General features: G+C 38.8%; 19 protein-coding genes. All 19 read right to left on the bottom strand.

The genetic code is table 11. The annotated features are described in order from the left end of the window. Positions 1-6: 6 nt before the first annotated feature. Positions 7-702, bottom strand: a complete 696-nt coding sequence (rnc, locus tag H9L19_RS07590; protein ID WP_187529051.1) for a ribonuclease III — start codon at positions 700-702, stop codon at positions 7-9. 300 nt (positions 703-1,002) lie between these two features. Beyond that, a complete protein-coding gene (locus H9L19_RS07585; RefSeq protein WP_420855811.1) occupies positions 1,003-1,212 on the bottom strand; it encodes an acyl carrier protein in 210 nt (69 codons plus the stop codon). Between the two features lie 57 nt (positions 1,213-1,269). Continuing rightward, positions 1,270-2,310, bottom strand: a complete 1,041-nt coding sequence (gene plsX / locus H9L19_RS07580) for a phosphate acyltransferase PlsX (protein ID WP_187529050.1) — start codon at positions 2,308-2,310, stop codon at positions 1,270-1,272. A 181-nt stretch (positions 2,311-2,491) separates the two neighbouring features. Continuing rightward, the gene (locus H9L19_RS07575; RefSeq protein ID WP_187529049.1) at positions 2,492-3,736 is read right to left on the bottom strand and encodes an oligosaccharide MFS transporter; all 1,245 of its coding nucleotides are present in this window, start codon (positions 3,734-3,736) and stop codon (positions 2,492-2,494) included. A 12-nt stretch (positions 3,737-3,748) separates the two neighbouring features. Continuing rightward, positions 3,749-4,717: a glycoside hydrolase family 43 protein gene (locus tag H9L19_RS07570; RefSeq protein ID WP_187529048.1), complete on the bottom strand. Its 969-nt coding sequence runs from the start codon at positions 4,715-4,717 to the stop codon at positions 3,749-3,751. A gap of 189 nt (positions 4,718-4,906) precedes the next feature. Beyond that, complete coding sequence (recG, locus tag H9L19_RS07565; protein WP_187529047.1) at positions 4,907-6,940, bottom strand: ATP-dependent DNA helicase RecG; 2,034 nt, start codon at positions 6,938-6,940, stop codon at positions 4,907-4,909. 513 nt (positions 6,941-7,453) lie between these two features. Then, on the bottom strand, positions 7,454-8,833 hold the full coding sequence (locus H9L19_RS07560) for an NCS2 family permease (protein ID WP_243198170.1): 1,380 nt from the start codon (positions 8,831-8,833) through the stop codon (positions 7,454-7,456). Between the two features lie 470 nt (positions 8,834-9,303). Beyond that, entirely contained in the window at positions 9,304-9,945 is a 642-nt protein-coding gene (locus H9L19_RS07555) for an ABC transporter permease (protein WP_187529046.1), read from the bottom strand. Continuing rightward, a complete protein-coding gene (locus H9L19_RS07550) occupies positions 9,946-10,878 on the bottom strand; it encodes an osmoprotectant ABC transporter substrate-binding protein (protein ID WP_187529045.1) in 933 nt (310 codons plus the stop codon). Continuing rightward, positions 10,875-11,513, bottom strand: a complete 639-nt coding sequence (locus H9L19_RS07545; protein ID WP_187529044.1) for an ABC transporter permease — start codon at positions 11,511-11,513, stop codon at positions 10,875-10,877. Before H9L19_RS07545 ends, H9L19_RS07550 begins: the two co-directional genes overlap by 4 nt. Beyond that, positions 11,510-12,661 carry an ABC transporter ATP-binding protein gene (locus tag H9L19_RS07540; protein WP_243198169.1) on the bottom strand — a complete coding sequence of 384 codons (1,152 nt, stop codon included), beginning with the start codon at positions 12,659-12,661 and terminating at the stop codon, positions 11,510-11,512. Before H9L19_RS07540 ends, H9L19_RS07545 begins: the two co-directional genes overlap by 4 nt. Positions 12,662-12,844: 183 nt before the next feature. Beyond that, positions 12,845-14,530, bottom strand: coding sequence for an arginine--tRNA ligase (argS, locus tag H9L19_RS07535; RefSeq protein WP_187529042.1), 1,686 nt, complete (start codon positions 14,528-14,530; stop codon positions 12,845-12,847). Continuing rightward, positions 14,530-14,871 (bottom strand): hypothetical protein, encoded by a 342-nt coding sequence (locus tag H9L19_RS07530; protein ID WP_187529041.1) that lies wholly within the window; start codon positions 14,869-14,871, stop codon positions 14,530-14,532. Before H9L19_RS07530 ends, argS begins: the two co-directional genes overlap by 1 nt. An 89-nt stretch (positions 14,872-14,960) precedes the next feature. Further along, a complete protein-coding gene (murE, locus tag H9L19_RS07525; RefSeq protein WP_187529040.1) occupies positions 14,961-16,493 on the bottom strand; it encodes a UDP-N-acetylmuramyl-tripeptide synthetase in 1,533 nt (510 codons plus the stop codon). Positions 16,494-16,500: 7 nt separating this feature from the next. Next, positions 16,501-17,739 (bottom strand): bifunctional folylpolyglutamate synthase/dihydrofolate synthase, encoded by a 1,239-nt coding sequence (locus tag H9L19_RS07520; protein ID WP_243198168.1) that lies wholly within the window; start codon positions 17,737-17,739, stop codon positions 16,501-16,503. A gap of 237 nt (positions 17,740-17,976) precedes the next feature. Continuing rightward, entirely contained in the window at positions 17,977-19,551 is a 1,575-nt protein-coding gene (locus H9L19_RS07515; RefSeq protein ID WP_187529039.1) for a hypothetical protein, read from the bottom strand. A gap of 312 nt (positions 19,552-19,863) precedes the next feature. Continuing rightward, positions 19,864-20,757: a zinc metalloprotease HtpX gene (gene htpX / locus H9L19_RS07510; RefSeq protein ID WP_187529038.1), complete on the bottom strand. Its 894-nt coding sequence runs from the start codon at positions 20,755-20,757 to the stop codon at positions 19,864-19,866. Between the two features lie 13 nt (positions 20,758-20,770). Further along, complete coding sequence (locus tag H9L19_RS07505) at positions 20,771-21,340, bottom strand: LemA family protein (RefSeq protein ID WP_187529037.1); 570 nt, start codon at positions 21,338-21,340, stop codon at positions 20,771-20,773. Positions 21,341-21,386: 46 nt separating this feature from the next. Continuing rightward, positions 21,387-23,114, bottom strand: coding sequence for a phospho-sugar mutase (locus H9L19_RS07500; protein ID WP_187529036.1), 1,728 nt, complete (start codon positions 23,112-23,114; stop codon positions 21,387-21,389). Positions 23,115-23,183: the final 69 nt, after the last annotated feature.

Genomic DNA, 23,183 nt, shown 5'->3' with positions numbered 1-23,183 from the left:
TCCCGACTACTTCGTTAAATTTTGATAAGCGATGCGTGCAGCGGCCTTTTCTGCATCCTTAGTTGATTTTCCGGTCCCTTCAGCCAATTTCTGACCATTAAGGGCAACAGAAACAGTAAACAATTGTTCATTATTTTCAATTTGCTGTTCAGCAATTTTTTCGTAATTAATATCAACTGTCCCATTTTTTTGCAATAATTCTTGCAATTTTGATTTATAATCCACAAACCGATCATAGAACCCAGTTTCAATTTTTGAAAAAAAGACCAGATCTAATAACCGCATGACCACTGCTTGTCCTTGATCCAAATAAAGTGCGCCAATGAATGCTTCCCATAAATCTTCAAGTAAAGATTCACGATTCCGCGCGCCTGATAATTCTTCTCCTCGTCCAAGTTGAACATATCGATCTAAATGTAATTCACGTGATAAGGCTGCAAAAGAGCGCGTCTGAACCATTAAAATTCGTAATTCAGTTAAACGTCCCTCATCCCAATCGGGATATTTTTTGAATAAATAGACCGCTGATGATTGTTGCATGATGGCATCACCTAAAAATTCCAAACGTTGATAATCACGTCCTTGATATTCAGGATGTTCATTAATATAGTTGGCTTGTGTTAGTGCTTCTTCTAAAAGTGCTAAATTATTAAAATGAATATCGTATTTTTGTGCGATTTCTGCTTGTAACTGAGCAAACATTTTCACTCTCCCTCATTTTGATACTTAGTTTAGTATACCAAAAAACCAAGCGCATTTGCGTTTGGTTTCTTTTAAATCAACTTAATTCAGCGCTAATAACCTGTAATTTTTCGATCAACGAATATTTGCCAGTCTAATCTGTCAATCATAAATACACTTTGTGATTACCGCATTAGTCCGCAAATCAATGAATCTAATCATTATCGTTTTTAATGTCATCCACTGATTCTGCGATAATGCAGCATTGTAGTTCAAAAAAAGCTATCAACTTTCCTGCTTTGATAGCTACTTTTAAAAGATTTATTTACTTTGGTGATTATAGATATAGTCAACTGTACTGTTGATTGTTACCAACGTTTCAGCTGCTTCATCAGAAATTTCGGCACCAAATTCGTCTTCCATTTCTAACACAAGTTCTACAAAATCAATTGAATCGGCATCAATATCTGTTAAGAAGTTTAAATCTCCAGTAACTTTTTCAGGCTCTAATTCGAAGTGATCGGTCACGATTGTTACAACGCGGTCATAAATTGCTTTTTTTTTCCATTTTTCTATCCTTTTAACTTTCTATTCCTCTGTCTCACGAGCAGCTAAATCATCTTTATGCGCAGAAACAAATGTTTCTACTTTTTCAATGAGCTGGGTTTCTAACATAGTATTAATTTGTCGCATGGTCCCGGCAACAGCTTCAGGCCCAGATGCGCCATGTGTCTTGACTACAGGTGCTTTAACCCCTAACACTACTGCCCCGCCGTATTGCTCAGGATCTAAACGGCCGGCAACTTGTTTTAACGCTGGTTTTAACATTGCGCCACCTAGTTTACCAATAACCCCAGCATTCATGATTGTTTGCTTAATCATTTTCATCAATGACAACGCCGTTCCCTCAATCGCTTTGAGGGTCGCATTACCGGAGAAACCATCCGCAACAACGACATCTGCTGGTCCTTGTAATATTTCACGGGATTCGACATTCCCGATAAAATTAATAAAGCCAGCTGCACTACCAGATTTCAACAATTGATGTGCCTCTTTATGCACAGCATCGCCCTTATCTTCTTCACCACCGTTGTTCAGCAATCCAACGCGTGGTGTCGAGTAACCGAGGATTTCTTTAGCATAAAACGACCCCAAAATTCCATATTCATAGAGATGCGTAGCCCGATTTTCAGCATTTGCTCCGACATCCATCATGACAAATGAATCATGATCGCCCGCCATTGCTGGTAAAACTGTCATCAATGCTGGTCGGCTAATGCCCTTAATACGTCCGACTAAGAAAATACCGGCAGCTAATAAAGCACCCGTATTACCTGCAGAAAACAACGCATCAGCCTGGCCAGATTTAACAGCATTTGCTGCAAGTACTAAAGAACTTTGTTTACGAGACCGCACTGATTTTACAGGTTCGTCAGCCATTGCAATGACATCATCAGCTTGCATCACTGATATACGCGTGTCATCTTGAATTAATGGCAAAACTTTATCTGTTTGACCGTATAACAAAAATTCAACGTTTGGTAACGAATCACGCGCAATTTCAATTCCTTGAACGATTGCTTCCGGTGCATTGTCACCGCCCATGGCATCAACCGCAATTTTAAACATGTCACTCACCTTTGTTTTTATAATTTAGTATTCTACAATTCTAGCACATTGCCTCAAACTTAACCTAATAAATCTAAAAAACAATATCTTATGCTTACTGCTAGCCACTACTAAAATATCCAATTAAAAACCATGTTGTGTCGCCCACAGCATGGTTTTTTAACTGTAATTTTGATTTTCACTATTCCATACTAACTGTTGTTTGATTTTTAATTCGATCTTTTTCCAGGAAAATTGCCGCAAAGATTGTCACAACCAAAACGAAGCTCCCCATAATGAGGTATGTGGTTTGAAAGCCAAGTGAATCATAGAAATTTCCAGCTAGTGCCGAAAACGCGAAAACAGACACTTGTTTCATAAAGTTAGCAGCTAAGGCATAAACTGTTGCGTAGAGCTTATTATCAAAACTACCAGCGATATATTTCATAATTGATATTAATACAAGTGGCATTTCAAATCCTGCGAGCAATCGCAAAACGACGATAAAAATCCAATTTGGCGCTAGTGCAGTTCCAATAATGCGTAAGGCAGTGATAAAGCCATAAATCAGTAAGCCATTCCGTGCACCAATTTTATTAATCAAATACGGCATTGGAATCATCAAAATCATTTCGATGAACATTTGAATTGTCGTCGTGTTTGAATAAACGGTGGTCGCAGCACTAACAGAATGGAAAAATGTCTGAAAGAAAATAACGAATTGTTGATCAAAGACGTCATACAATGCTGAAGCACCCATATAAAAGATGCCTAATACCCAGAAGTTTCTTAATTTAAAGATGTGCCGTACATCACGCATTGAAATTTTTTCTGACGCATCTGCGATATGCGTTGAATTATCATCATTAATCTTATCAAAAAATGCGAACATGATGATGGCAATCAATGCCGTCACTGTTGCTGCCCAAAAAATCGAGTTTGGTTGCCACAAAAAGAGTCGACCGCCGACAAAGGCTGCCACTGCACCAGCAACAGATCCACCAATTCGAGAATGGCCAAATTCAAAATGATTTGTCACTGATGCACGTTGAATGTACTGCTCAATAACTGAAACACCACCATTTAAAACAAAAGATAAATAAATACCGGTTATAATTGCAACGACAAATGAATTTGTTTCATCAAGAATTGGCATGAATAACCATTGAAAATATGGCCCAATTAATGCACCTGCACCTAAGATAATAAAGACAAGTGTTTTCTTCATCACCAATCGGTCTGAAAAATAGCCAAAAATCGGTTGAAAAATCAATGACATAGCAGCCATCATCGAGAAGATAATCCCAGCCTGACTCCCATTTAATTTAGCAACTTGTTCTAACCAAAGCGTTAGATAACCCGCTACGATAGCCCAAATAAAGAAATACGAAAAATGTGAAATTGGAAATGACCAGAACATTCCCTTATTTTGTTTTGAAGTTTCCATGTGTTAGTCCTCCTATTCTTCAGTAAAACGAACTGGTTTACCAAAGACGGGTACCCCAGATTCATCATAGTCAAATGCTTGAACCATTGTGTGCCGATTCGGATCATACAATGGATCGCCCTTAATATCTGAATAATTTCGGATATGATAGACTAACAAATCGGTCTGGCCATCTTCAGATACTGTAAAGGAATTATGACCGGGTCCCAGTAAATGATGTGCCACGTCAGATTGAAAGACCGGTTGACTTAATTTGTGCCAACTATTCGCATCAAGTAAGTCTGCGTTTTCATCGGCAATCAGCATCCCCATACAATAGTTTTCATCCGTTGCACTTCCAGAGTAGGTTAAGAAATAACGACCATTTCGATGTAGAATTGCTGGTCCTTCATTCACAGCAAAAATACGTGTTTCCCACTCAAATTCAGGTTTAGACAATAATGTTGGCACTGATTTCAGCGTCCAAGGATTGCTCATTTCCGCGATATACAAATTTGTATTCCCAAATATTTCAGGATCCTTTTGCGCCCAAATATAATAAAGTTGATCTGCTCGTTGAAGCACCGTTGCATCTAATGCAAAAGTCGACATCGGCGTCTTAATCTGCCCTTTTTCGACCCAGTCTTCTTCTGATCTCATTGGATCGTCATTTAAGCATTCCAGCGCAAACATACGGTGTTGGAACATCCCATTGTCATCAAAAGCTGTGGTTTCAGCAGCTGCAAAGTAAATATACCAGGCATTATTAATAAAATGGATTTCTGGTGCCCAAATGAGCTCACTTTCTTCGCCACTATTGCTCTCATGCTTACGCCAAATGGTTCGTGGCATGGCATGTGCCAGACCAGCAATTGTTTTAGAGCGCCGTAGTTCAATTCTGTTATAAGCTGGTACTGATGCTGTGAAGTAATAATACCCATCTGAATGTCGATAGATAAATGGATCAGCACGTTGAATAATTAAAGGTGCATAGTTTGTCATGTTTTCTAACCCTTTGATATATATTATTATGATAATAGCAATGTAAACGTTTACAAAATACAGTTTAAAATATTCTTCCGTATAAATCAACCCCTGATTTTTGATTTGTTCGTTTTTAGTACGTATAAATTTACGAAACGTTACAAAAAAAACAAACTAGGCACCTAGTTTGTTTCTCACATGTCTTAATTAATCAAAATGACGATATGCTGCCATTGTCTCAGATAAATAATTGACTAAATGCGTATTTTGATCGGCGGTATCCCAACCTGGCGTACTCACAATTTCAATCGCAGACTGTTGTGCAGCATTCATCATGACCATATCTCTCACTGGATCGCCCACCTTAAATTCCGGCACGCCCGATTGTCGGTTACCCAAAATATCGCCTGAACCCCGCAATTCTAAATCTTTTTGTGCCAAGACAAAACCATCTGTAGTTTCGACCATGGCTGTCATCCGTTCAATGCCTTGTTGTGTTTTGGGGTCGGCAATCAAGAACGTATATGATTGTCGCTCACCTCGGCCAACACGCCCTCGTAACTGATGTAATTGCGCTAACCCAAATCGATCTGCGTCTAAAATCAACATCACAGTTGCATTCGGGACGTCGACACCTACTTCAATAACGGTCGTAGCTACCAAGACTTGAAATTCATTTGCCTTAAATCTCGCCATCACATCATCTTTTTCTGCATTAGCTAGACGACCATGTAATAATCCCACCTGGTAATCAGGTGCAAAATGTTGTAATAATTCTTCATAAACTGCAAGCGCATTTTGTACATCTAACGTCTCTGATTCTTCAATCAATGGTGTCACGACGTATGCTTGGGCTCCATGTGTTAATTGGGTTCGTATAAATCGAATCGCTTCTTCAAACTCATTGCCCCGTAACCACTGTGTTTGAATTGGTTTCCGACCTGCAGGTAATTGATCAATAATTGACACGTCCATTTCACCATATGCAGTAATAGCTAAGGTTCTTGGTATTGGTGTTGCGGTCATAGCTAAAATATCAGGATTCATCCCGATTTTTCGCAATAAAGCGCGCTGTTTAACACCAAAACGATGTTGTTCATCAATCACTGCTAAGCCTAAATTATGAAACGCGATGTCTGGTTGAATCAGTGCGTGCGTCCCAATTAAAATATCGACAGCCCCATCACGAACATCTTCTAGAATTTGTCGCCGAATTGAAGCTTTCGTTGCACCAGTTAGAATTTCCACCCGGACTTCTTGCGGTTGAAAAAATTGGCCTAATGTTTTTGCATGTTGTTGTGCTAATATCTCAGTTGGTGCCATCAATGTTGCTTGCATCCCTGCCGTGATCGTGGCATACATTGCTAAAGCTGCGACTACGGTTTTACCAGAACCAACATCACCTTGTAATAAGCGATTCATATGAATTGGCCGTTTCATATCTAATACAATTTCATTGACCACCTTTTTTTGCGCAGTAGTTAACTCAAAAGGTAGCGTGGTGATAAATTGTTTTAAGCGTTGATTATCAAACTGAATTGCACGGCCTTGATTCTTTTTGTCCATCATTTTTAGGACTTGCAAGCGTAATTGAAATAAGAAAAATTCTTCAAATGACGCACTGCGGCGCGCAGTTTGTGCTTCCTGTCCATCTTTTGGCACATGCATGCCAAAAATCATATCGTGTTTATTCAGTAATTGATAGCGACGCCGAATATTTTCGGGAATTAAGTCAACAATTTGATGCTGATACTTACCTAATGCTTGTTCAATCAATGCTTTGATTGTTTTTTGTTGTACCTGTTTTGATGATGGATATGTCGCTTCAAGTTCATCTTCACGACCGTGTGTCAATACTTTTATACCAGATAATGACTGGCGTGCTTTCTGATAAGTACCATACACAGCAATCTCTTCACCTAAGTGAACACGGTCTTGAATCCATGGTTGATTAAAAAAAGTCACCATAATGTTATCATGTTCAACTAACACTCTGAAATTGACTCGCATTTTCCGATAACCAAACCGTGAAACCACTGGTTCCGATGAAACGACACCTTTGAAAGTCACCTTTTCACCGTCGGCAGTTATTGCTGGCGTCTTGACGGCCAAATCGCTGTAGCGGACTGGATAATAAGTGAGTAAATCATAAATAGTAAAAATACCCAACGCATTTAAAGCCTGTTCTCTTTTTTCACCAACGCCACTCAAGACACTAATTTGATCATTTAGCGTCTGCATAAGTTATCCTCCTCGCTTCGTTCTCTATTTGTTATTATACAAGAAAAACAAGCCTAGATTAAACTGGCTCTGAATAATCAATTCGATGCCACATAAATAACTACCATTTTGAGTTATCCGCAAACGATACCAACAGTCCTTTCTTGATGCCTATCATTGCATTGAACATTTTTAACCACACTACCGGGTAAATCTGTATCAAGCGTATGATAACTATGGCAAATACTATACTATCAACACTATCAACCATGCGAAACATGAAAACTAAACCGTCCACTCATTCGGGCAGACCACCAAGATTCTGTTAGCAATGATTACTAACAGATCACCCTTTGCCATTCGCACTTAAACTGAATATACGCCTTACCCAGAACCATTTAAGCGTCAGCATTAATATAAAAAACCGATTAGAAAAATTCGGGCTATACCGTAAATTTTTACTAATCAGTTCATTAATTCATCGTACATATATACGTTAATCAGGAAAATGCCTGTTTCACGGCATTAAATTATTTAATTATTCACAGCCAATGAAATAAAATTCAATAAGAATAGTAGCGATACAACCCATAAAATAGGGCTAATTTGTCGCCACTTTCTCCGGACAACCTTAACAACAATAAAGAAGATAAATCCTGCTGCAATTCCGTATGAAATTGAGTATGAAAATGCCATAAATGCAGATGTGAAGAAAGCTGGAATGGCAATTTCAATATCATTCCAATCAATCATTTTGAATTCATTCATCATCATAATACCAACAATAATGAGAATCGGTGCGGTTGCTGCCGTTGGAATGACACCAACGAGTGGTGCCGCAAAAATAGCTAATAAAAAGCCTGCTGCAATAACAACTGACGTTAAACCGGTTCGACCGCCTGCTTTAATACCTGAAGCCGATTCGATAAACGTTGTGGTATTTGATGTCCCAAAAACACCCGCCATCATTGTCGCAAAGGTATCCGCAACTAATCCACGGTCCATCTTAGATTTAAACCCACGCCCTTCATAAAATTCGCGTTGATCTTTTTCTGAGAAAATCCCTGTAGTCATACCAGTTCCAATAAAGGTACCGATTGCATCAAATAAGCCAGACAAACCCATTGAGAACACCGTCAAGATAACTACTAAAATGTGTTTAGGCGTCGTGAACATTGACCACAGGCCATCACGGCCTAATCCAGCACCAAATACTTGTCCAAATTCATGAAATGTTTTTTGAAATGATGCCATGACATCCATATGTGTGTTGGTAACACCCATTGGTATCCCAATCAAAGTTGTTACGCCAACTGAGATCAAAAAGGCACCTGGCACATTTAATACAACTAGCACAACCAAAATAATCAATCCAATTAATGCTAATAACAGTGCTGGTTGATTAAAATTTGCAATTTCTGGGGTTGTACCGCCATTTGCAAGAATTGAACTAATTGTCTTTGCCCCTTGTCCCACATGGAAAGGTGCGCCATTTAGCTTAGTAATATTTGCAGGATCCACAATAAAATTTAAAAAGCCAGCATTTTTTAAACCAATATATGCAATAAACAACCCAATACCAGCAGCAATGGCATGTTTTAATTGTTCTGGAATACCTTTGACAATGGCCGAACGCAATTTAGTCAGCGTGATAATAATATCAACAACACCAACCAAAAATACCATTCCCAATGCCTGTTGCCATGTAAATCCTAAACCAAAAACAATGGTATAGGTAAACATTGCTTGCATCCCGATTGATGGTGCTAAAGCATATGGCAAATTCGCAAAAAGGCCTGTAATTAATGTACCAACAACTGCTGTAAAAATCGTTGCCAAGAACACACCTTGACTAGGCATACCAGTTAATGACAAAACTGCTGGATTAAGGAAAACAATATACGCCATTGCCACAAAGGTTGTTAATCCCGCAATGACTTCTGTTCGAACCGTTGTACCATTTTCTGACAGCTTAAAAAATTTTCTAACACCCCAACCACTCCCTTAAAAAAATGCGTCTTAACGGGTAACAACCACATTAAGACGCAATTAAAGAGAAAACGACGCAGAAAAGTCTTCTGATCTCACGTCGCCCTCAAACCCATTGCTTTCCATCTTAAGTCTGTGGCGAAACACGTTAACGACAAAAAATATTTGAAATAATAGATTTTACTCTACCCCTAACTATTTCCCACGTCAAGAAATAAATCATTTCTCGAGTGACTCGATAATGCATACTTATTCTCAATCAATTAACATTGAATTTGATAATATTAATTAAATCATCAGCTATTTAAGTTTTACCGTCGATGGCATCATACATAATTAATCTGGGAATTGAGATAAAAAAAGACTAGACACGTTAGCCTCAACGTCTAGTCCGTTTATACTTGTAAGTACTGTGTTAATTTCTGTATCAAAAAATCACCGAGCACAGCAATAATAATTGTTGGTAAAACACCAGCAATAATAATGACGCCACCATCACTTGCATTTAACCCGCGAATAATTAAATCCCCCAATCCGCCACCACCAATGAATGCACCTAAAGTTGCGATACTAATCGAAACAATTAATGCATTCCGAATACCAGTCATAATGGCGGGAAGTGCCATTGGTAAATTGATTTTTAATAGGATTTGCCAACGCGTCATCCCCAAACCTTTACCAACATCTTCCAAGCTTTTAGGAACTGCCAATAGCCCAGACAAAGTATTGCCGATGATGGGTAGCAGTGAATACAAAAAAATCGTGATAATAACAGTTCGGCTACCTAATCCAAAAACAATCATCAACAGTGACATCAGCGCCAAGCCAGGCATAATCTGTAATAAATTAGTGATTGTAATAATCCCTGCCCCAATTTTCTTAAAACGCTGCGCTAATATGCCAAGTGGTAATCCAATGATAACAGCTAACATAACGCCATCAAAGGTCATCAATAGTTGCCGTCCCATAGCTTCTAAAATTGACATGCCATTGACGACATAATAGTGAAAAACTTGTCCAATCAATCCAGTTGTCATTTATTTACCCCCTTGAAAGTAATTATTTTCCATTAAATAATCATGTGCCACTTTCTCAGGTGCTAATCCTTGATGATCAACTTGATAATTTAATTTTTGCATTTCTTCCAAGTTGATTTGTCCAATTAGCTTATTTAAAGTAGCTTTCAGTTGTGGCTGACGTTTAAGCAGCTCATTTGACACAACCATACTAGTATCATATGCTGGGAAAAAATGTAAATCATCTTTTAACATCACAAGATGACTGCTCATAATACGGCTATCAGTTGAGTATCCCATAGCAACGTCAACATTGCCTTTAGAAACTGATGGGTATACTAGACCAATCTGCATCGGTAAAATACGCTTAAAATTCGTCTGGTATTTCTTTACAAATGCATCATAACCATCCCCTGACTTCTCAAACCAAGATGAATCAACGGCCATCGTTAATTTTGAGCTAACTTTCGCCAAGTCACTGATTGTTTTCAAATGATATTTTTCTGCAACTTTTGGTGTGACCAACAGAACATATGTGTTTGAAAAGCCATATGTATCAAACCAGGTCTGATTAAAGCGCTCAGTAAATGCTTTCTTTACAACTTTCTGTGCTTCCTGTTGATTAAAAATTGCCGGTTGATTCAGCGTTGCCGCAATTTCGGTACCTGTATACCGAGTAGCTGAGATATCAATATCACCACGTAGCATCGCTTGATGTGCAACTGATGATGACCCCAGATTGTTAACCATCATTGTTTTTTGTGTCGAACGATGTGTCATTAATTCACTGATAATATTACCAACAATTTGAGACTCAGTGGTATTCATGGTTCCAATTTTAATAACTTCATTTTTGGACTGACGTTGATTGGAAAATAAATTCTGACTGGCCAGTAAAACACCAATTCCAATTGCAAACAGCCCCAAAATCACCCATTTCTTTTTTGTTTTCATGCAATCACCTCATCAACGTGGAAACGTTTCACCAAAATTCGAGTTGCTAGTTTTAGCAAAGAATCTGCAAAAATTGCTAGAAGCATTAGTGGCAATGTGCCCAACAAAATTAACTTGGGATCATACAAATTTAGGCCGGCAAATATATAATCACCTAATCCACCTGCACCAATGTAAGCTGCCAAAGTTGACCAAGAAATAACGTAGACAGTTGATAGCCGAATCCCCTGCATAATCAATGGCAATGCTAATGGTAGCGATACTTTTATCAAACGTTGGAGTGGTGTTAAGCCTAAGGCTAAGGCTACATCGTTGAGACTGGCCGGTACCTGTTGAATCCCAACAACCGTATTCTGTAAAATCGGTAGCAATGCATACAACGCTAATGCAAAGATGGCCGTTTTAGCACCAATCCCCATAAATGGTACAAGCAATGCTAATAACGCAAGTGAAGGGATTGTTTGTAATGTAATCACAACCGGCATGACAATTCTAGCAACTCGTTTATTGCGACTGACCAAAATACCAAGGGGCAAAGCAATTAAAATCCCCAAGCACGTTGCGATGATTACTAACCATAATTGCTGACCAATCTTATTAATGACTGGTATGAAGTGTTCATTCAAAAAAGTCATGACTTCACCTCATTTTCATTGATTGGCGTCCCCCAAACCGTATTGTACATTAACTCAACTAAATTTCTTCGGGTCACTAGCCCTAATAAAACATGTTCTTGATTAACCACTGGAATATAGTTCAGTTCGTTTTGCAATAATCGTCCGACAATACTTCTAAGTAAATCATCACTGTATACTGATTCAATGTCTTCTGAATATATATCCGCAACTCTTGTTGCATGTCCAAATGATTGATCTAACATTGCCAAGCTCATAACGCCTAACAAGTGATGTGTCTCATCAACGACTAATAACGTATCAACAGATCGCTGTTGCATAATCTCAATTGCTTGACGAATCGAAGCACTTGGTAGTACCGTGGCCGGTTGCGTTTTCATCAATTCGGTAACGGTCATCGTCTGTTGTTGTGCGGCCAATAAGCGCTCTTCTCCAATCAACTTCGCAACAAATTCACTGGCAGGGTGCTGTAAAATCTCGTTTGGTGTCGCATACTGAATTAATTGACCGTGGTCCATTACCCCGATATGCGTTGCTAATTTTAGTGCTTCGTCCATATCGTGCGTCACAAAGATAATCGTCTTCTTTAACTTCATCTGTAACTTTTTAACTAATTGTTGGACATGTTCACGCGTGATTGGGTCCAAAGCACCGAAAGGTTCATCCATCAAAATAATATCTTGCTCAGCTGCCAGGGCTCTAGCGACACCAATCCGTTGTTGCTGACCACCCGAAAGCTGGGCCGGAAATCGATCAAGAATCGACTCATCTAAATCAACAAGTTTAATTAATTCAGTCGCCTTTTCTTCTTGACGTTCCTTTGACCACTTTAATAAACTTGGCACTAACATCATATTCTGCCTAATTGTCATATGTGGCATTAGCCCAATACTTTGAACAACATACCCAATTTTTCGACGAAGCGCAATGGCATCCATTTTTTTAATATTTTGGCCATCCAAAATCAATTCACCTTTGGTCGGTGTGACTAACCGATTAATCATTCGTAATAAGGTCGTCTTACCTGATCCAGAAGTACCGATGAGAACGATAAATTCACCAGCGTCAGCTTCAAATGACACATCATTCACGCCAATCGCACCATTTTGATAACGTTTTGTAATGTGCGAATATTTTAAATAACTCATAAGTCCCCTTCCTATGAAAAGTGACCAATCAGTCAAATCTTTCTGACTCATTGGTCAGTGTTGTCATACCTACTCTATCACTTTTGTCATTCAACTGTCAAATTCCGTAAAATTCATGTAACGTCATAACGATGCAAAAAAGAAGGGATTCGGATGAACCCCTTCTTTCAATACAACTATAAACTACATTTCTACTGGTGCTTTTACGCCAAGTAATCGGAGTGATTCCGTCAAAACTTGTGAAACAGCTAAAACTAAGGCTAATCGTGCGTTTCTTTCGTTATCATCGTTTAATATCTTCGAATTCGCATAATATTTATTAAATGTACGTGCCAGATTTAATACATACTTAGCAATCACTGATGGTTCACGATCCCGCCATGCACGACGAATAACCGCTTCAAAATCGGCTAATAGCTTTTCAGTTTCCCAAACATGTTCATCCGAAATTGTTAATTGGTTAAAGTCAATTTCTAATTGACCAGCTTTCCGTAAAATTGAATGTGCTCGTGCATTAGCATACTGAACATATGGTCCAGTATCCCCTTCAAATCGGACGACTTCTTCAAGCTTAAAGTCGAAATTCAAAGTTCGTTCATTCATCAAATCATGGAAAACGACTGCGCCAGTACCAACTTCATGCGCAATTTTTTCTTTATCGGCTAATGATGGATTCTTTTCATCAATTTGTTGTAAGGCTAATTGAACTGAATCATTTAACACATCTTTAAGCAAGATAATGCGCCCTGAACGCGTTGATAACTTTTTGCCATCTACCGTAATCATACCAAATGGGATATGCTCAATGTCATCTGCCCATTCGTACCCCATCTCCTTTAAAACAGCTTTTAACTGTTGGAAATGTTCTCTTTGCTCACCACCAACAACATAAAGTGATTTCACAAAGTTGTAGTTTTTCTTACGGAAAACTGCGGCTGCTAGGTCACGTGTCATATACAACGTTGCCCCATCAGTTCGCTTAATCATAGCAACATTCAAACCATAGTCATCCAAATTGACGACTTGCGCACCTTGCGACGTCACCAATTTATTCCTTGATTCAAGTGTTTCGATGACACCATCCATTTTGTCATTATAAAATGCTTCCCCATTAAATGAATCAAATTGGATATCTAATGTATCGTACAAATCCATAAATTCTTTTAATGATTCATCACGGAACCATTGCCACAATTCATGTGCCTCTTCATCACCATCTTCAAGGCGTTTAAACCATGCACGACCTTCGTCATCCATCTCAGGATGCTCCTTGGCTTCTGCATGGAAGCGAACATAATACTTTACCAAAGTATTAATCGGATCCTGACTAACCTCTTCAGCTGATCCCCATAACTTATAGGCAACCATCAACTTACCAAATTGAGTTCCCCAGTCACCCAAATGATTAATTTTAATTGGCTGATACCCATTAGCATTTGCAATCTCAGCCAACGAGTTTCCAATAACTGTTGAGCGTAAATGTCCCATAGACATTGGCTTGGCAATATTTGGCGATGACATATCAATTGTCACGTGCCCGGCTTCACCATCCGTATTATGTCCGTAATTTTCAGTCTCCAGCACTGTCTTGAGGACAGTCGCCCCAAAATTAGCTTGATCTAAGAAAAAGTTGACATATGGGCCATTAGCCACAACTTGTTTAAACGGCTTAACATCAATTTGATCAACCAAGTTTTCAGCAATCACTTGTGGTGCTTGATGCAATTGCTTTGCCAAAATAAATGTTGGGAAAGCAAAATCACCCATTGCCGTGTCTTTTGGAACTTCAATTTTTGCACTAATTGCGTCAAGATCTACTTCAGGTAAGGCTTGATGCAGCGCATCAGCAACTTGCGCTTTATAATTCATTATTCTTCCTCCTCTTCAGGCTCATCAACTTGAACTTCTGATCGGATTGATTCAGGTAATTCTTCTTCATCTTCATCTTTAGGTAAATCACGTGGTGCTGGATTATCAGTCTTTACAAGAATCTTTGTCTCAGACATACGTGTAATCGCACGACGGTTATATTCAACTACCGTTGCGTCATCCTCTGGATCGTTTTCGGTGATCATAACCAATAGGGCATGTTCGTAAATTTTTTCAACAATCCCTTTAAATTTATGTTCAAAATTTGCAAAAGCCGGTGCTTCAACGTAATCTCCTAAGTCAAATTCAGATGTATTCACTGCAGGTTCTTTCTTTGCCATCACGTATTTCCCCCTTTTATTTATATTTATAAAATAATTAAGTCTTGCAAAACTAGCAAGTCAACCTGCCAATTATACCAAAAAAATGCCTATTTTTCTAGTTTATCAATGATATCGCACGCAGCCTGCCAGTCATTTTTATAAGGTGTATCCACCCCATTTACTTTTTGATATTCATCCAATCCCTTTGCTGCTAATACAACCACATCTCTTGGACCTGCAGCAGTAATTGCTGCTGCAATTGCTTTTTGACGATCCATCTCTCGCATCACTTTAACATCAGAGCGTGTAATATAAGCTTGAATTTCATCAGCAATCGTATTGGGATCTTCATATTGTGGGTCATCAGATGTCAAATAAACAATATCCGCACCTTCATTGGCTGCCTTTCCAATTCCTGGACGTCGTGAAACGCCTTTGTTACCCGGTGCCCCGACAACCAACATTAATCGATCAACAGATTCGTTTTGTCGTACGAATTGTAATAGTGCTGTAATAGACGCATAATTATGCGCATAATCGACATAAATCGTACCATGTGCGTGACTTGTTAGCATTTGCATACGTCCAGGGACCCTAACCGTTGCTAATCCAGTTTGAATCGCCTCCACATCAGCGCCCACTAAACGCGTCGCAATGGCGACCGCAGTCGCATTACTTTCATTAAAATCACCTGGCATGTCTAGTTGATAGTCTGCGACAAGATTTAAGCGCTTAGCTTGTGGGTCCACTTCTCTCAAACGAAATGTTGAGCCTTGAAGATTAGACGTTAATGTCTCAAAAGCAATATCAGGTTTTAATTCTTGACGCTCATCATCTGATCCATACAACCATATACCATCACGTGGCAAATCAAGTGCCGCACGTTCAATTAACTCATGAAAATGTTGGGTTTCGACATTTAAAATAATTTGTTCAGAATGGTCAATTAGCATCATTTTGTGTTGGAGATAATCTTCGAAAGTTGGATGTTCATTTTCGCCAACGTGATCGGGCGAAATATTCAAAAAAATACCAACATTATATCTCAAACCATAAACGCGTTGCATTTTATATGCTTGAGATGAAACTTCCATCACCATATGTGTCATGCCATTATTAACTGCTTCTCGCATATAGCGATATAAGTCAAGTGATTCAGGTGTCGTTAAATGTGCTCGATAATGATACTCTGGTGCATTACCAGTAATAATGCTTAGCGTAGAGGATAGGGCAACTTTGTTGTCCGTCGAGGCTGATAAAATTTCATAAGCCATATAAGCCGCCGAAGTTTTACCTTTAGTACCCGTAATTCCAATCAATGCCAATTGATTCTGTGGATACTCATAAAAAGCCATACTTACAACACTCATTGCCATCGCAACGTCATCAACAACCCAAGTTGGCAACGCTTCGAATGATTGTTCAAATGTCGATGGTGCGACAATTGCTCGCACACCCTTTTCAATCGCACTTTGCAGATATTCGCTCTTAAAATTTCCTTTAATAAAGAGCAACGTACCAGTTGTGACATCATTACTATTATAGGCAAGATGTTCAATCTTAAATTCTGAGTTTGGCGCAGCTTTTAGTAGCGCTTCAGATTCTAATAAATGTGTTATTTGTTCAGATGATAATTCCATGTGCTTTTTACACCTCGTCTTCATTGAAAATTGCATGTAGTGTGAAAAACGATCCCGTCACAACAATTAATGATTTAGATGATTCTCGATTCCGACGAGCAAGTTGCACCGCAGCACTTGGATCATCGGCAATTTCAACGTCAACATTCGCATTCATGACGACGTATGCAGCCAATTCATCAGCAGTCATAGCCCCTTTTTGGTCTGGTGTGACAGCAATAATAGTCGCCGCAACAGCAGTTACTTCATCAATCATCTCATGCGCGTTCTTATCATCCATTAATCCAAGCACAAAAGTGGGTTTAAAGGGTAAGTGCCAAGCACGAATCGCGTTTGCTAAAGCACGCATTCCCTCTGGATTATGAGCACCATCATACAAAATGTTGCGGTCTGCATTATACTCCATGCGACCTGGAATTGACACGTGAGCTAAGGCCGTTGCTGTTCGATCTTTTGCCAGTCGAAAGCCCTTTGAGCGTAACAGGTCAATGACTTGAACGACTGTATTTAAATTATTCGCTTGATAATTTCCTGTGAGTGATAGATATAAATCTTGAAGATCATTAATATTTAAATGTAAACCTTGCGGTTCACTCGATAAAACCGTGATGGTTGGTGTTTGAAGTGGATTCCAAGTTGCTCCTGCACTAATTGTTTTGTTCTTTAATATCTTCAACACATCTAAATCTTGTCCAGGATAACTCACTACGAGAGCACCCGGCTTAATAATCTCAGCTTTATCTTTTGCAACTTGAACCAAAGTTTTCCCTGTAATCCCAATATTATCTAATGATATTTTTGTGAAAACAACCATGTATGGATTTAAAATGGCGTTTGTTGCGTCGATATGACCACCACGGCCAGCCTCTAAAACAACAAAATCACTTTCACGCTTGCCAAAATAAACTAGCGCTATCAAAACCCACCATTCAAACTTGCCCAAGGTTGAAAAGTTACCACCATGTTTTTTTACTTGTGTAATGATGTCTTTGACAATGCTCACAACGTCACTCATCGCTATAACTGCCCCATCCATGGTAATCACATCACGATCATCATTGACAGCAGGTGCCGAAAAATGGCCCACTCGATAGCCATTCTCATTCAATACATTTGCTAACATCGCGCCCGTCGAACCTTTACCATTCGTACCAGCAATATGAATAATCCGTAATTTAGTATCTGGATTTCCAAGCCACGATAAAATTTCACGAATCATCCCTACGCGCGCTAATGAAGGTGTCACAGGGGCATAGCGTTAATTTTTAAAATAATTTTTTGATACTCTTCTTGATCGGTCATCTTGCTCGTCCTTGATTTATAAGTGCATAACAAAAAAACTGCTATTTATGGTTAATTTTACCATAAATAGCAGTCCAACATTTTACAATATTCAATTATCTTTTGGAAATTTCCAACTAAATATCAGGTTTGATAACAGTCAAAAAAATCACACGTTTTCTAACCCTAACTGGCAATCAGATTAACGTAATTCGTCAATCATTGCGTCAATAATTGCATTTTCTGGATGTTCATTAGCTAACCACGGTGCTGTATTTTCAACTTGGTATGGTAATAACGGATCCGGTGTGTCGAGCAACGTCATAACTTGTTTCAAAGCCTCTTCAAAAATAGGCTGTCGATGTACGCCACGAATCAGTTGTTCTCCAAATTCTGTCAATTCAACATGCGCCTGATTCTCCAAGTAAACAATTGGTTTCCTTAAAATTTGTGCCTCATAAAGCACTGAGATGCCATCTGTCAAAATGACATCACCCGCTGCGACAGCAGAATAACTTTCCTGATGAATAAAGTAAGTCGTATTTGGCAATGCTTCCCACTTTTCCAAGAAAGCCTCGAATTCTTCGAAAGTTATATCTCCCGTTCCCGCTTCGATCACTGCCGGTAAACTTGGATGTGGATTTAACACAATCGAGATTTCTGGATGGGCCTTAGCCCATTCATAAATCATTTCATAATTCATATCAAATGTGCCAAAAGCAAACCACTCATTCCCAATCGAATGATGCGGCATCCAAATGACCTTCTTAGCTTGTGTTTCTACTGGCCAATGAGGCGCAATGTCTCTAATCTGAATTGCTTTGATTGACCCAATTGGCGCGAAAACATCTTCTGAAATAAATGTTTGTGCTAATAATTTTTTACTTTCATTTGTTAGCTCATTTGCCACAAAGTATCGCCATATTTTTTCATAATAATCTAGCATGAAAAATGGTAAATCGATATTTGGGGTTTTTACTAAATTTTCAGTAATCACATACGAAATATGTCCTACGCGTGTCCAATATAATTGACGAATTGAGAATTCACTCGGGAAATCTTGATCCCACTCTGATTGCCTAAAAATAAATTCAGGTGCCCAGTCTTTTAATCGGGCTGCAACATCGTATGAATTGGATCCCTCTGTTCTCACAAAAGGGATTTCTAAATGGGTCAACTTAGTTTCTAATAATTGACGTGTTTCAGCTTGTTCTTGTCCCCTAAAAATGCGATTCAACGTAACAACTTTCACCTCAAAGCGTTCATCATTTTGCAAAGCACGAATTAATGGAATTGACGCATCCAAGGTTTCAACCGCGTTTAAAATGAACCCAACGCGAATCAAGCGATGATGTGTGACACTCATACTGCGTCTAGAAGCATCAGTCACTGATTGTTTTAATTCAAAAAAACGTGATTTTACAAAGGCTGTTTGTTTAGCTGTTAACTCATCTGTTGCCGTTACCAAACTGACTGGCCGCAACTCGTGTTCAATGACATCATCTAAAATAAAATTCCCAATCATCGGTTCCTGTAAACTATTAGGTAATGTATAACTCGTAGTCACTTCTTGTTCATCGTTTAAGAATAATAACTCACGGTCATTCAACCGCCAATAATATTCATTGCGGCTATCTTCATTAACCCCAAAATGAATTCGTCCATCTTCATTCAAATGTAGCGAACGCGTGTACGGATTATGCCCACGTTGTCCAAAAGCAAAATAGTGTTCTGTCAAAAAGGCGAACCAATCCACGTGCCTATTAAAAAATCTCATTTCATTTCCTTTACCAATAACTTATTTATACGCAAGAAATTTAATCTCAATGTCAATGTTCATCGTTTAAGAATTAACTACTTGTATTTGGCAATCAATGCCTCATCTATCTCAATTCAACTTATTAGTTTCAAGTGTTCAATTTATGCATCACTTTGAACATTATCAACAGATTTAATAATATTAATGTACCATACTTTTAAGATGAATAGACATCAATAGATTGATATGACTTTATCTATAGGTGAACAAAATTTTAATTTCCAACATCAAAAAACGCACATTACAAAGACGTAATATGCGCTAAATGGACTATAGTTGTCGTAAAGCAGCGATTCGTTTATCCATTGGCGGATGAGTCGCAAATAATTCATTCATGCCATTTAATTTCAATGGATTACTAATGTATAAACCAGCACTGGAAGGTGCAACATTCTGTTCTGACATTGGTTCACTATTAGAAATTTTTTGAAGAGCTGATATAAGCCCTTCCGGATTTCTTGTTAATTCAACAGCACCAGCATCAGCCAAATATTCTCGATTTCTTGAGATGGCAAGCTGCACAATACTTGCCATAATTGGCGCTAGAACCAGCACTAGTAACGATAAGATGATACCAACAACATTATTACTTTCGCGATCATTATCACTACGACGTCCACCACCCCAAAACATAAAATTGGTACCAAAATTTGCCAGTAATGCAATGGCTGAGGTTAACGCTACAGCAATTGTCTGCAATCTAATGTCGTAGTTACGGACGTGTGTCATCTCATGTGCCATAACACCTTCAAGTTCACTTCGATTTAATCGATCTAAAATACCTGTTGTAGCAGCAACAGCTGCATGTTGTGGATCATTACCTGTCGCAAATGCATTCGGTGATGCATCATCAATAATGAAAACACGTGGCATCGGCACTTGAGCCACAAGCGCCATGTCTTCAACAATATGCCATAATTCTGGGTTTTCATCAGGCCCAGTTAGTTCATGTGCATGATTCATACTCATGACAACGTCAGTAGATTGACCATACATATAACCGGCATAAACAATACCAACAACTAATGCAATGACAAGCCCTGTTTCAACTGAACGCCACATAAAATAACCAAGCGCTGCGCCTACCACTGCCATAAACAAGAAAAAACCAACAAACAAGCCAATTGTTTTACGCTTATTTTTAGCAATCTGATCAAACAGCATGCCTTAACACTCCTTATAACCCGTTTTCATCAAAAGATACAACTGGTGTCTTTTTTTCTTCTTCTGGTGTTTCTAGGAACGTTGCAGGTTGAAAATGTCCTAGATTAGCCACAATAGAGGTTGGGAACATCTGTAGTTTTGCATTGTAAGTGGCCGTTGTTGTGTTAAACAATTGACGCGAATATGCAATCTTATTTTCGGTATTAGCTAACTCTTCCATTAACTTTGCGTATTGTTGGTTGGCTTTTAAATCAGGATATGACTCTGCAACTGCAAAAATTGATTTTAAGCTTGAAGATAATTGATCAGAAATCTGCATTGTTGCATTCTGGTCATCACTAGGGGCTGAAACTAATTGATTTCGTAAGCTAATCACTTTCTCTAGAGTACCTTGTTCAAATTTTGCATAACCCTTAACGGTTTCAATCAAATTCGGAATCAAATCATTCCGCCGCTTCAATTGCACATCAATTTGAGACCATGCTTCTTTTGTATTCATACGGCTTTTAATTAAACCATTGTAAATACTGATATAAGCTATCACTAGCACCACAACTACAGCAACTAAAATTAATAATGTCATTGTCTGTCTCCCTATCTAAAATGTCGTCCTTTACAAAGCAATCCGACTAATCAATATATTCTGAAATTGTCGCCTGAATTGCAGCTAATTTATCATTTGCGACTTGTTCTGTTTCACCCTTCGTACCAACGTAGAATTTAATCTTAGGCTCTGTTCCTGAAGGTCGTACGGCAACCCAAGACCCATCAGATAGCCAATACTTCAGCACCTCAGCCTTTGGTAATGTAATTTGTGTAACTTGACCTGTTGCAACATCTTTATCAGTCGCATTGGCAAAGTCTTCCACACGAACAACTTCGATCCCGCCAAATTGTGCCGGTGTTTGTGCACGGAACTTTGCAATCAAGGCTGCAATTTTGTCTTTTCCATCAACACCAGCAAAAGTTAATGACTTCGTATTTTCAACAAAATATCCATATTGTTGGAATAGCTCTTGGACACCATCGTAAACAGTCTTTCCTAATGACTTATAGTATGCTGCCACTTCCGCCATAAGGACGGTTGCTTGAATTGAGTCCTTATCGCGAACAAATGGTTTTACTAAGTAACCGTATGACTCTTCAAAACCAAACAAGAATGTGTGTGCGGCAGTTTGTTCATAATTTTGAATTTGTTCAGCAATATACTTAAAGCCCGTCAAAACATTGATTGTCTCAACGCCAAAGCTTTCAGCAATATTTGCCGCAAATTCTGAAGAAACGATTGATTTAACTAATACACCATTTTCTGGCAAAGTACCCGTCGCCCGCTTGGCAGTCAACAAATAGTGCATCAGAACCGCACCAATTTGATTACCAGTCAATAACACATAATCGCCAGACGGCTGTCGCACTGCGGTTCCCATACGATCAGCATCTGGATCAACCGCAATCACGACATCTGCTTTTTCTTTCTTAGCTAATTCAATACCCATTGCCAGTGCTTCTGGGGCTTCAGGATTTGGTAATTCAACCGTTGGAAAATCGCCATTTGGCGCCATTTGCTCTGGTACCATCATAACATTTTCAAACCCAGCGTTACGCAAGGCTTGCCCAGCAATTAACGCACCCGTACCGTGCAAAGGAGAATAAATCAATTTCATATCCTTTCCAACGGTATTGATTAATTTCTGGTCAACAGAAACAGTTTTTAATTCTGCCAAATATGCATCATCAACTACCTGACCGATTACTTGATATAACCCTGCTGATTTTAGTTGTTCCAACTCACCAACTGGCACGTCAAACATATTGGCTTGACGAATTGATTCAGTAATAATATCTGATTCCTTCGGTGGCATTTGTCCACCATCTTCCCCATAAATCTTATACCCATTATAGGCTTTGGGATTATGTGATGCAGTAATCATGATACCAGCATAAGCGTGCAAATACCGAACAGCAAATGATAACTCTGGTGTCGGCCGTAATGCTTCAAAAACATACGCTTTAATACCATGCGCACCCAACACTCGTCCAGCTTCAGAAGCAAATTCTGCAGAAAAGTGCCGTGAATCATATGAAATCGCTACGCCACGAGCCTTAATTGATTCATCATTTAAAGAATCAATTAAACGTGCTAAGCCTTCTGTTGCTTGGCGAACCGTATAAATGTTCATGCGATTAATACCTGCACCCAACAAGCCACGCATGCCGGCAGTACCAAAACTTAATGGTGCATAAAAAGCATCTTCCTTGGCTGCATCATCATTTGCCATTTGTTCTAAATTTGTTTGTAAGTTTTTAGGTAAGTCAGTCTTATTTGCCCAAACTTGATAATTATCTTCCCAAGACATTTTATTATCTCCTATCACTTTTCATCGTAATTAATTTAATCTCTTTCAATAGTATACCATAGCATTTTT

The sequence above is a fragment of the Weissella diestrammenae genome (assembly GCF_014397255.1).
In the GTDB taxonomy this organism is placed as follows: Bacteria; Bacillota; Bacilli; order Lactobacillales; family Lactobacillaceae; genus Weissella; species Weissella diestrammenae.
Note: the sequence above shows the minus strand (reverse complement) of the source record. Positions and strands in the feature narration are given on the sequence as shown.

Excerpts from the sequence above, each read along its gene's own strand:
- murE (WP_187529040.1), bottom strand. The coding sequence starts at position 16,493 with ATGGAATTATCATCTGAACAAATAACACATTTATTAGAATCTGAAGCG.
- argS (WP_187529042.1), bottom strand. The coding sequence starts at position 14,530 with ATGAATTATAAAGCGCAAGTTGCTGATGCGCTGCATCAAGCCTTACCT.
- H9L19_RS07530 (WP_187529041.1), bottom strand. The coding sequence starts at position 14,871 with ATGGCAAAGAAAGAACCTGCAGTGAATACATCTGAATTTGACTTAGGA.
- H9L19_RS07555 (WP_187529046.1), bottom strand. The coding sequence starts at position 9,945 with ATGACAACTGGATTGATTGGACAAGTTTTTCACTATTATGTCGTCAAT.
- rnc (WP_187529051.1), bottom strand. The coding sequence starts at position 702 with ATGTTTGCTCAGTTACAAGCAGAAATCGCACAAAAATACGATATTCAT.
- recG (WP_187529047.1), bottom strand. The coding sequence starts at position 6,940 with ATGCAGACGCTAAATGATCAAATTAGTGTCTTGAGTGGCGTTGGTGAA.
- htpX (WP_187529038.1), bottom strand. The coding sequence starts at position 20,757 with ATGCTGTTTGATCAGATTGCTAAAAATAAGCGTAAAACAATTGGCTTG.
- H9L19_RS07540 (WP_243198169.1), bottom strand. The coding sequence starts at position 12,661 with ATGAGTTATTTAAAATATTCGCACATTACAAAACGTTATCAAAATGGT.
- H9L19_RS07550 (WP_187529045.1), bottom strand. The coding sequence starts at position 10,878 with ATGAAAACAAAAAAGAAATGGGTGATTTTGGGGCTGTTTGCAATTGGA.
- plsX (WP_187529050.1), bottom strand. The coding sequence starts at position 2,310 with ATGTTTAAAATTGCGGTTGATGCCATGGGCGGTGACAATGCACCGGAA.
- H9L19_RS07505 (WP_187529037.1), bottom strand. The coding sequence starts at position 21,340 with ATGACATTATTAATTTTAGTTGCTGTAGTTGTGGTGCTAGTGATAGCT.
- H9L19_RS07570 (WP_187529048.1), bottom strand. The coding sequence starts at position 4,717 with ATGACAAACTATGCACCTTTAATTATTCAACGTGCTGATCCATTTATC.
- H9L19_RS07545 (WP_187529044.1), bottom strand. The coding sequence starts at position 11,513 with ATGACTTTTTTGAATGAACACTTCATACCAGTCATTAATAAGATTGGT.
- H9L19_RS07575 (WP_187529049.1), bottom strand. The coding sequence starts at position 3,736 with ATGGAAACTTCAAAACAAAATAAGGGAATGTTCTGGTCATTTCCAATT.
- H9L19_RS07515 (WP_187529039.1), bottom strand. The coding sequence starts at position 19,551 with ATGAGATTTTTTAATAGGCACGTGGATTGGTTCGCCTTTTTGACAGAA.
- H9L19_RS07500 (WP_187529036.1), bottom strand. The coding sequence starts at position 23,114 with ATGTCTTGGGAAGATAATTATCAAGTTTGGGCAAATAAGACTGACTTA.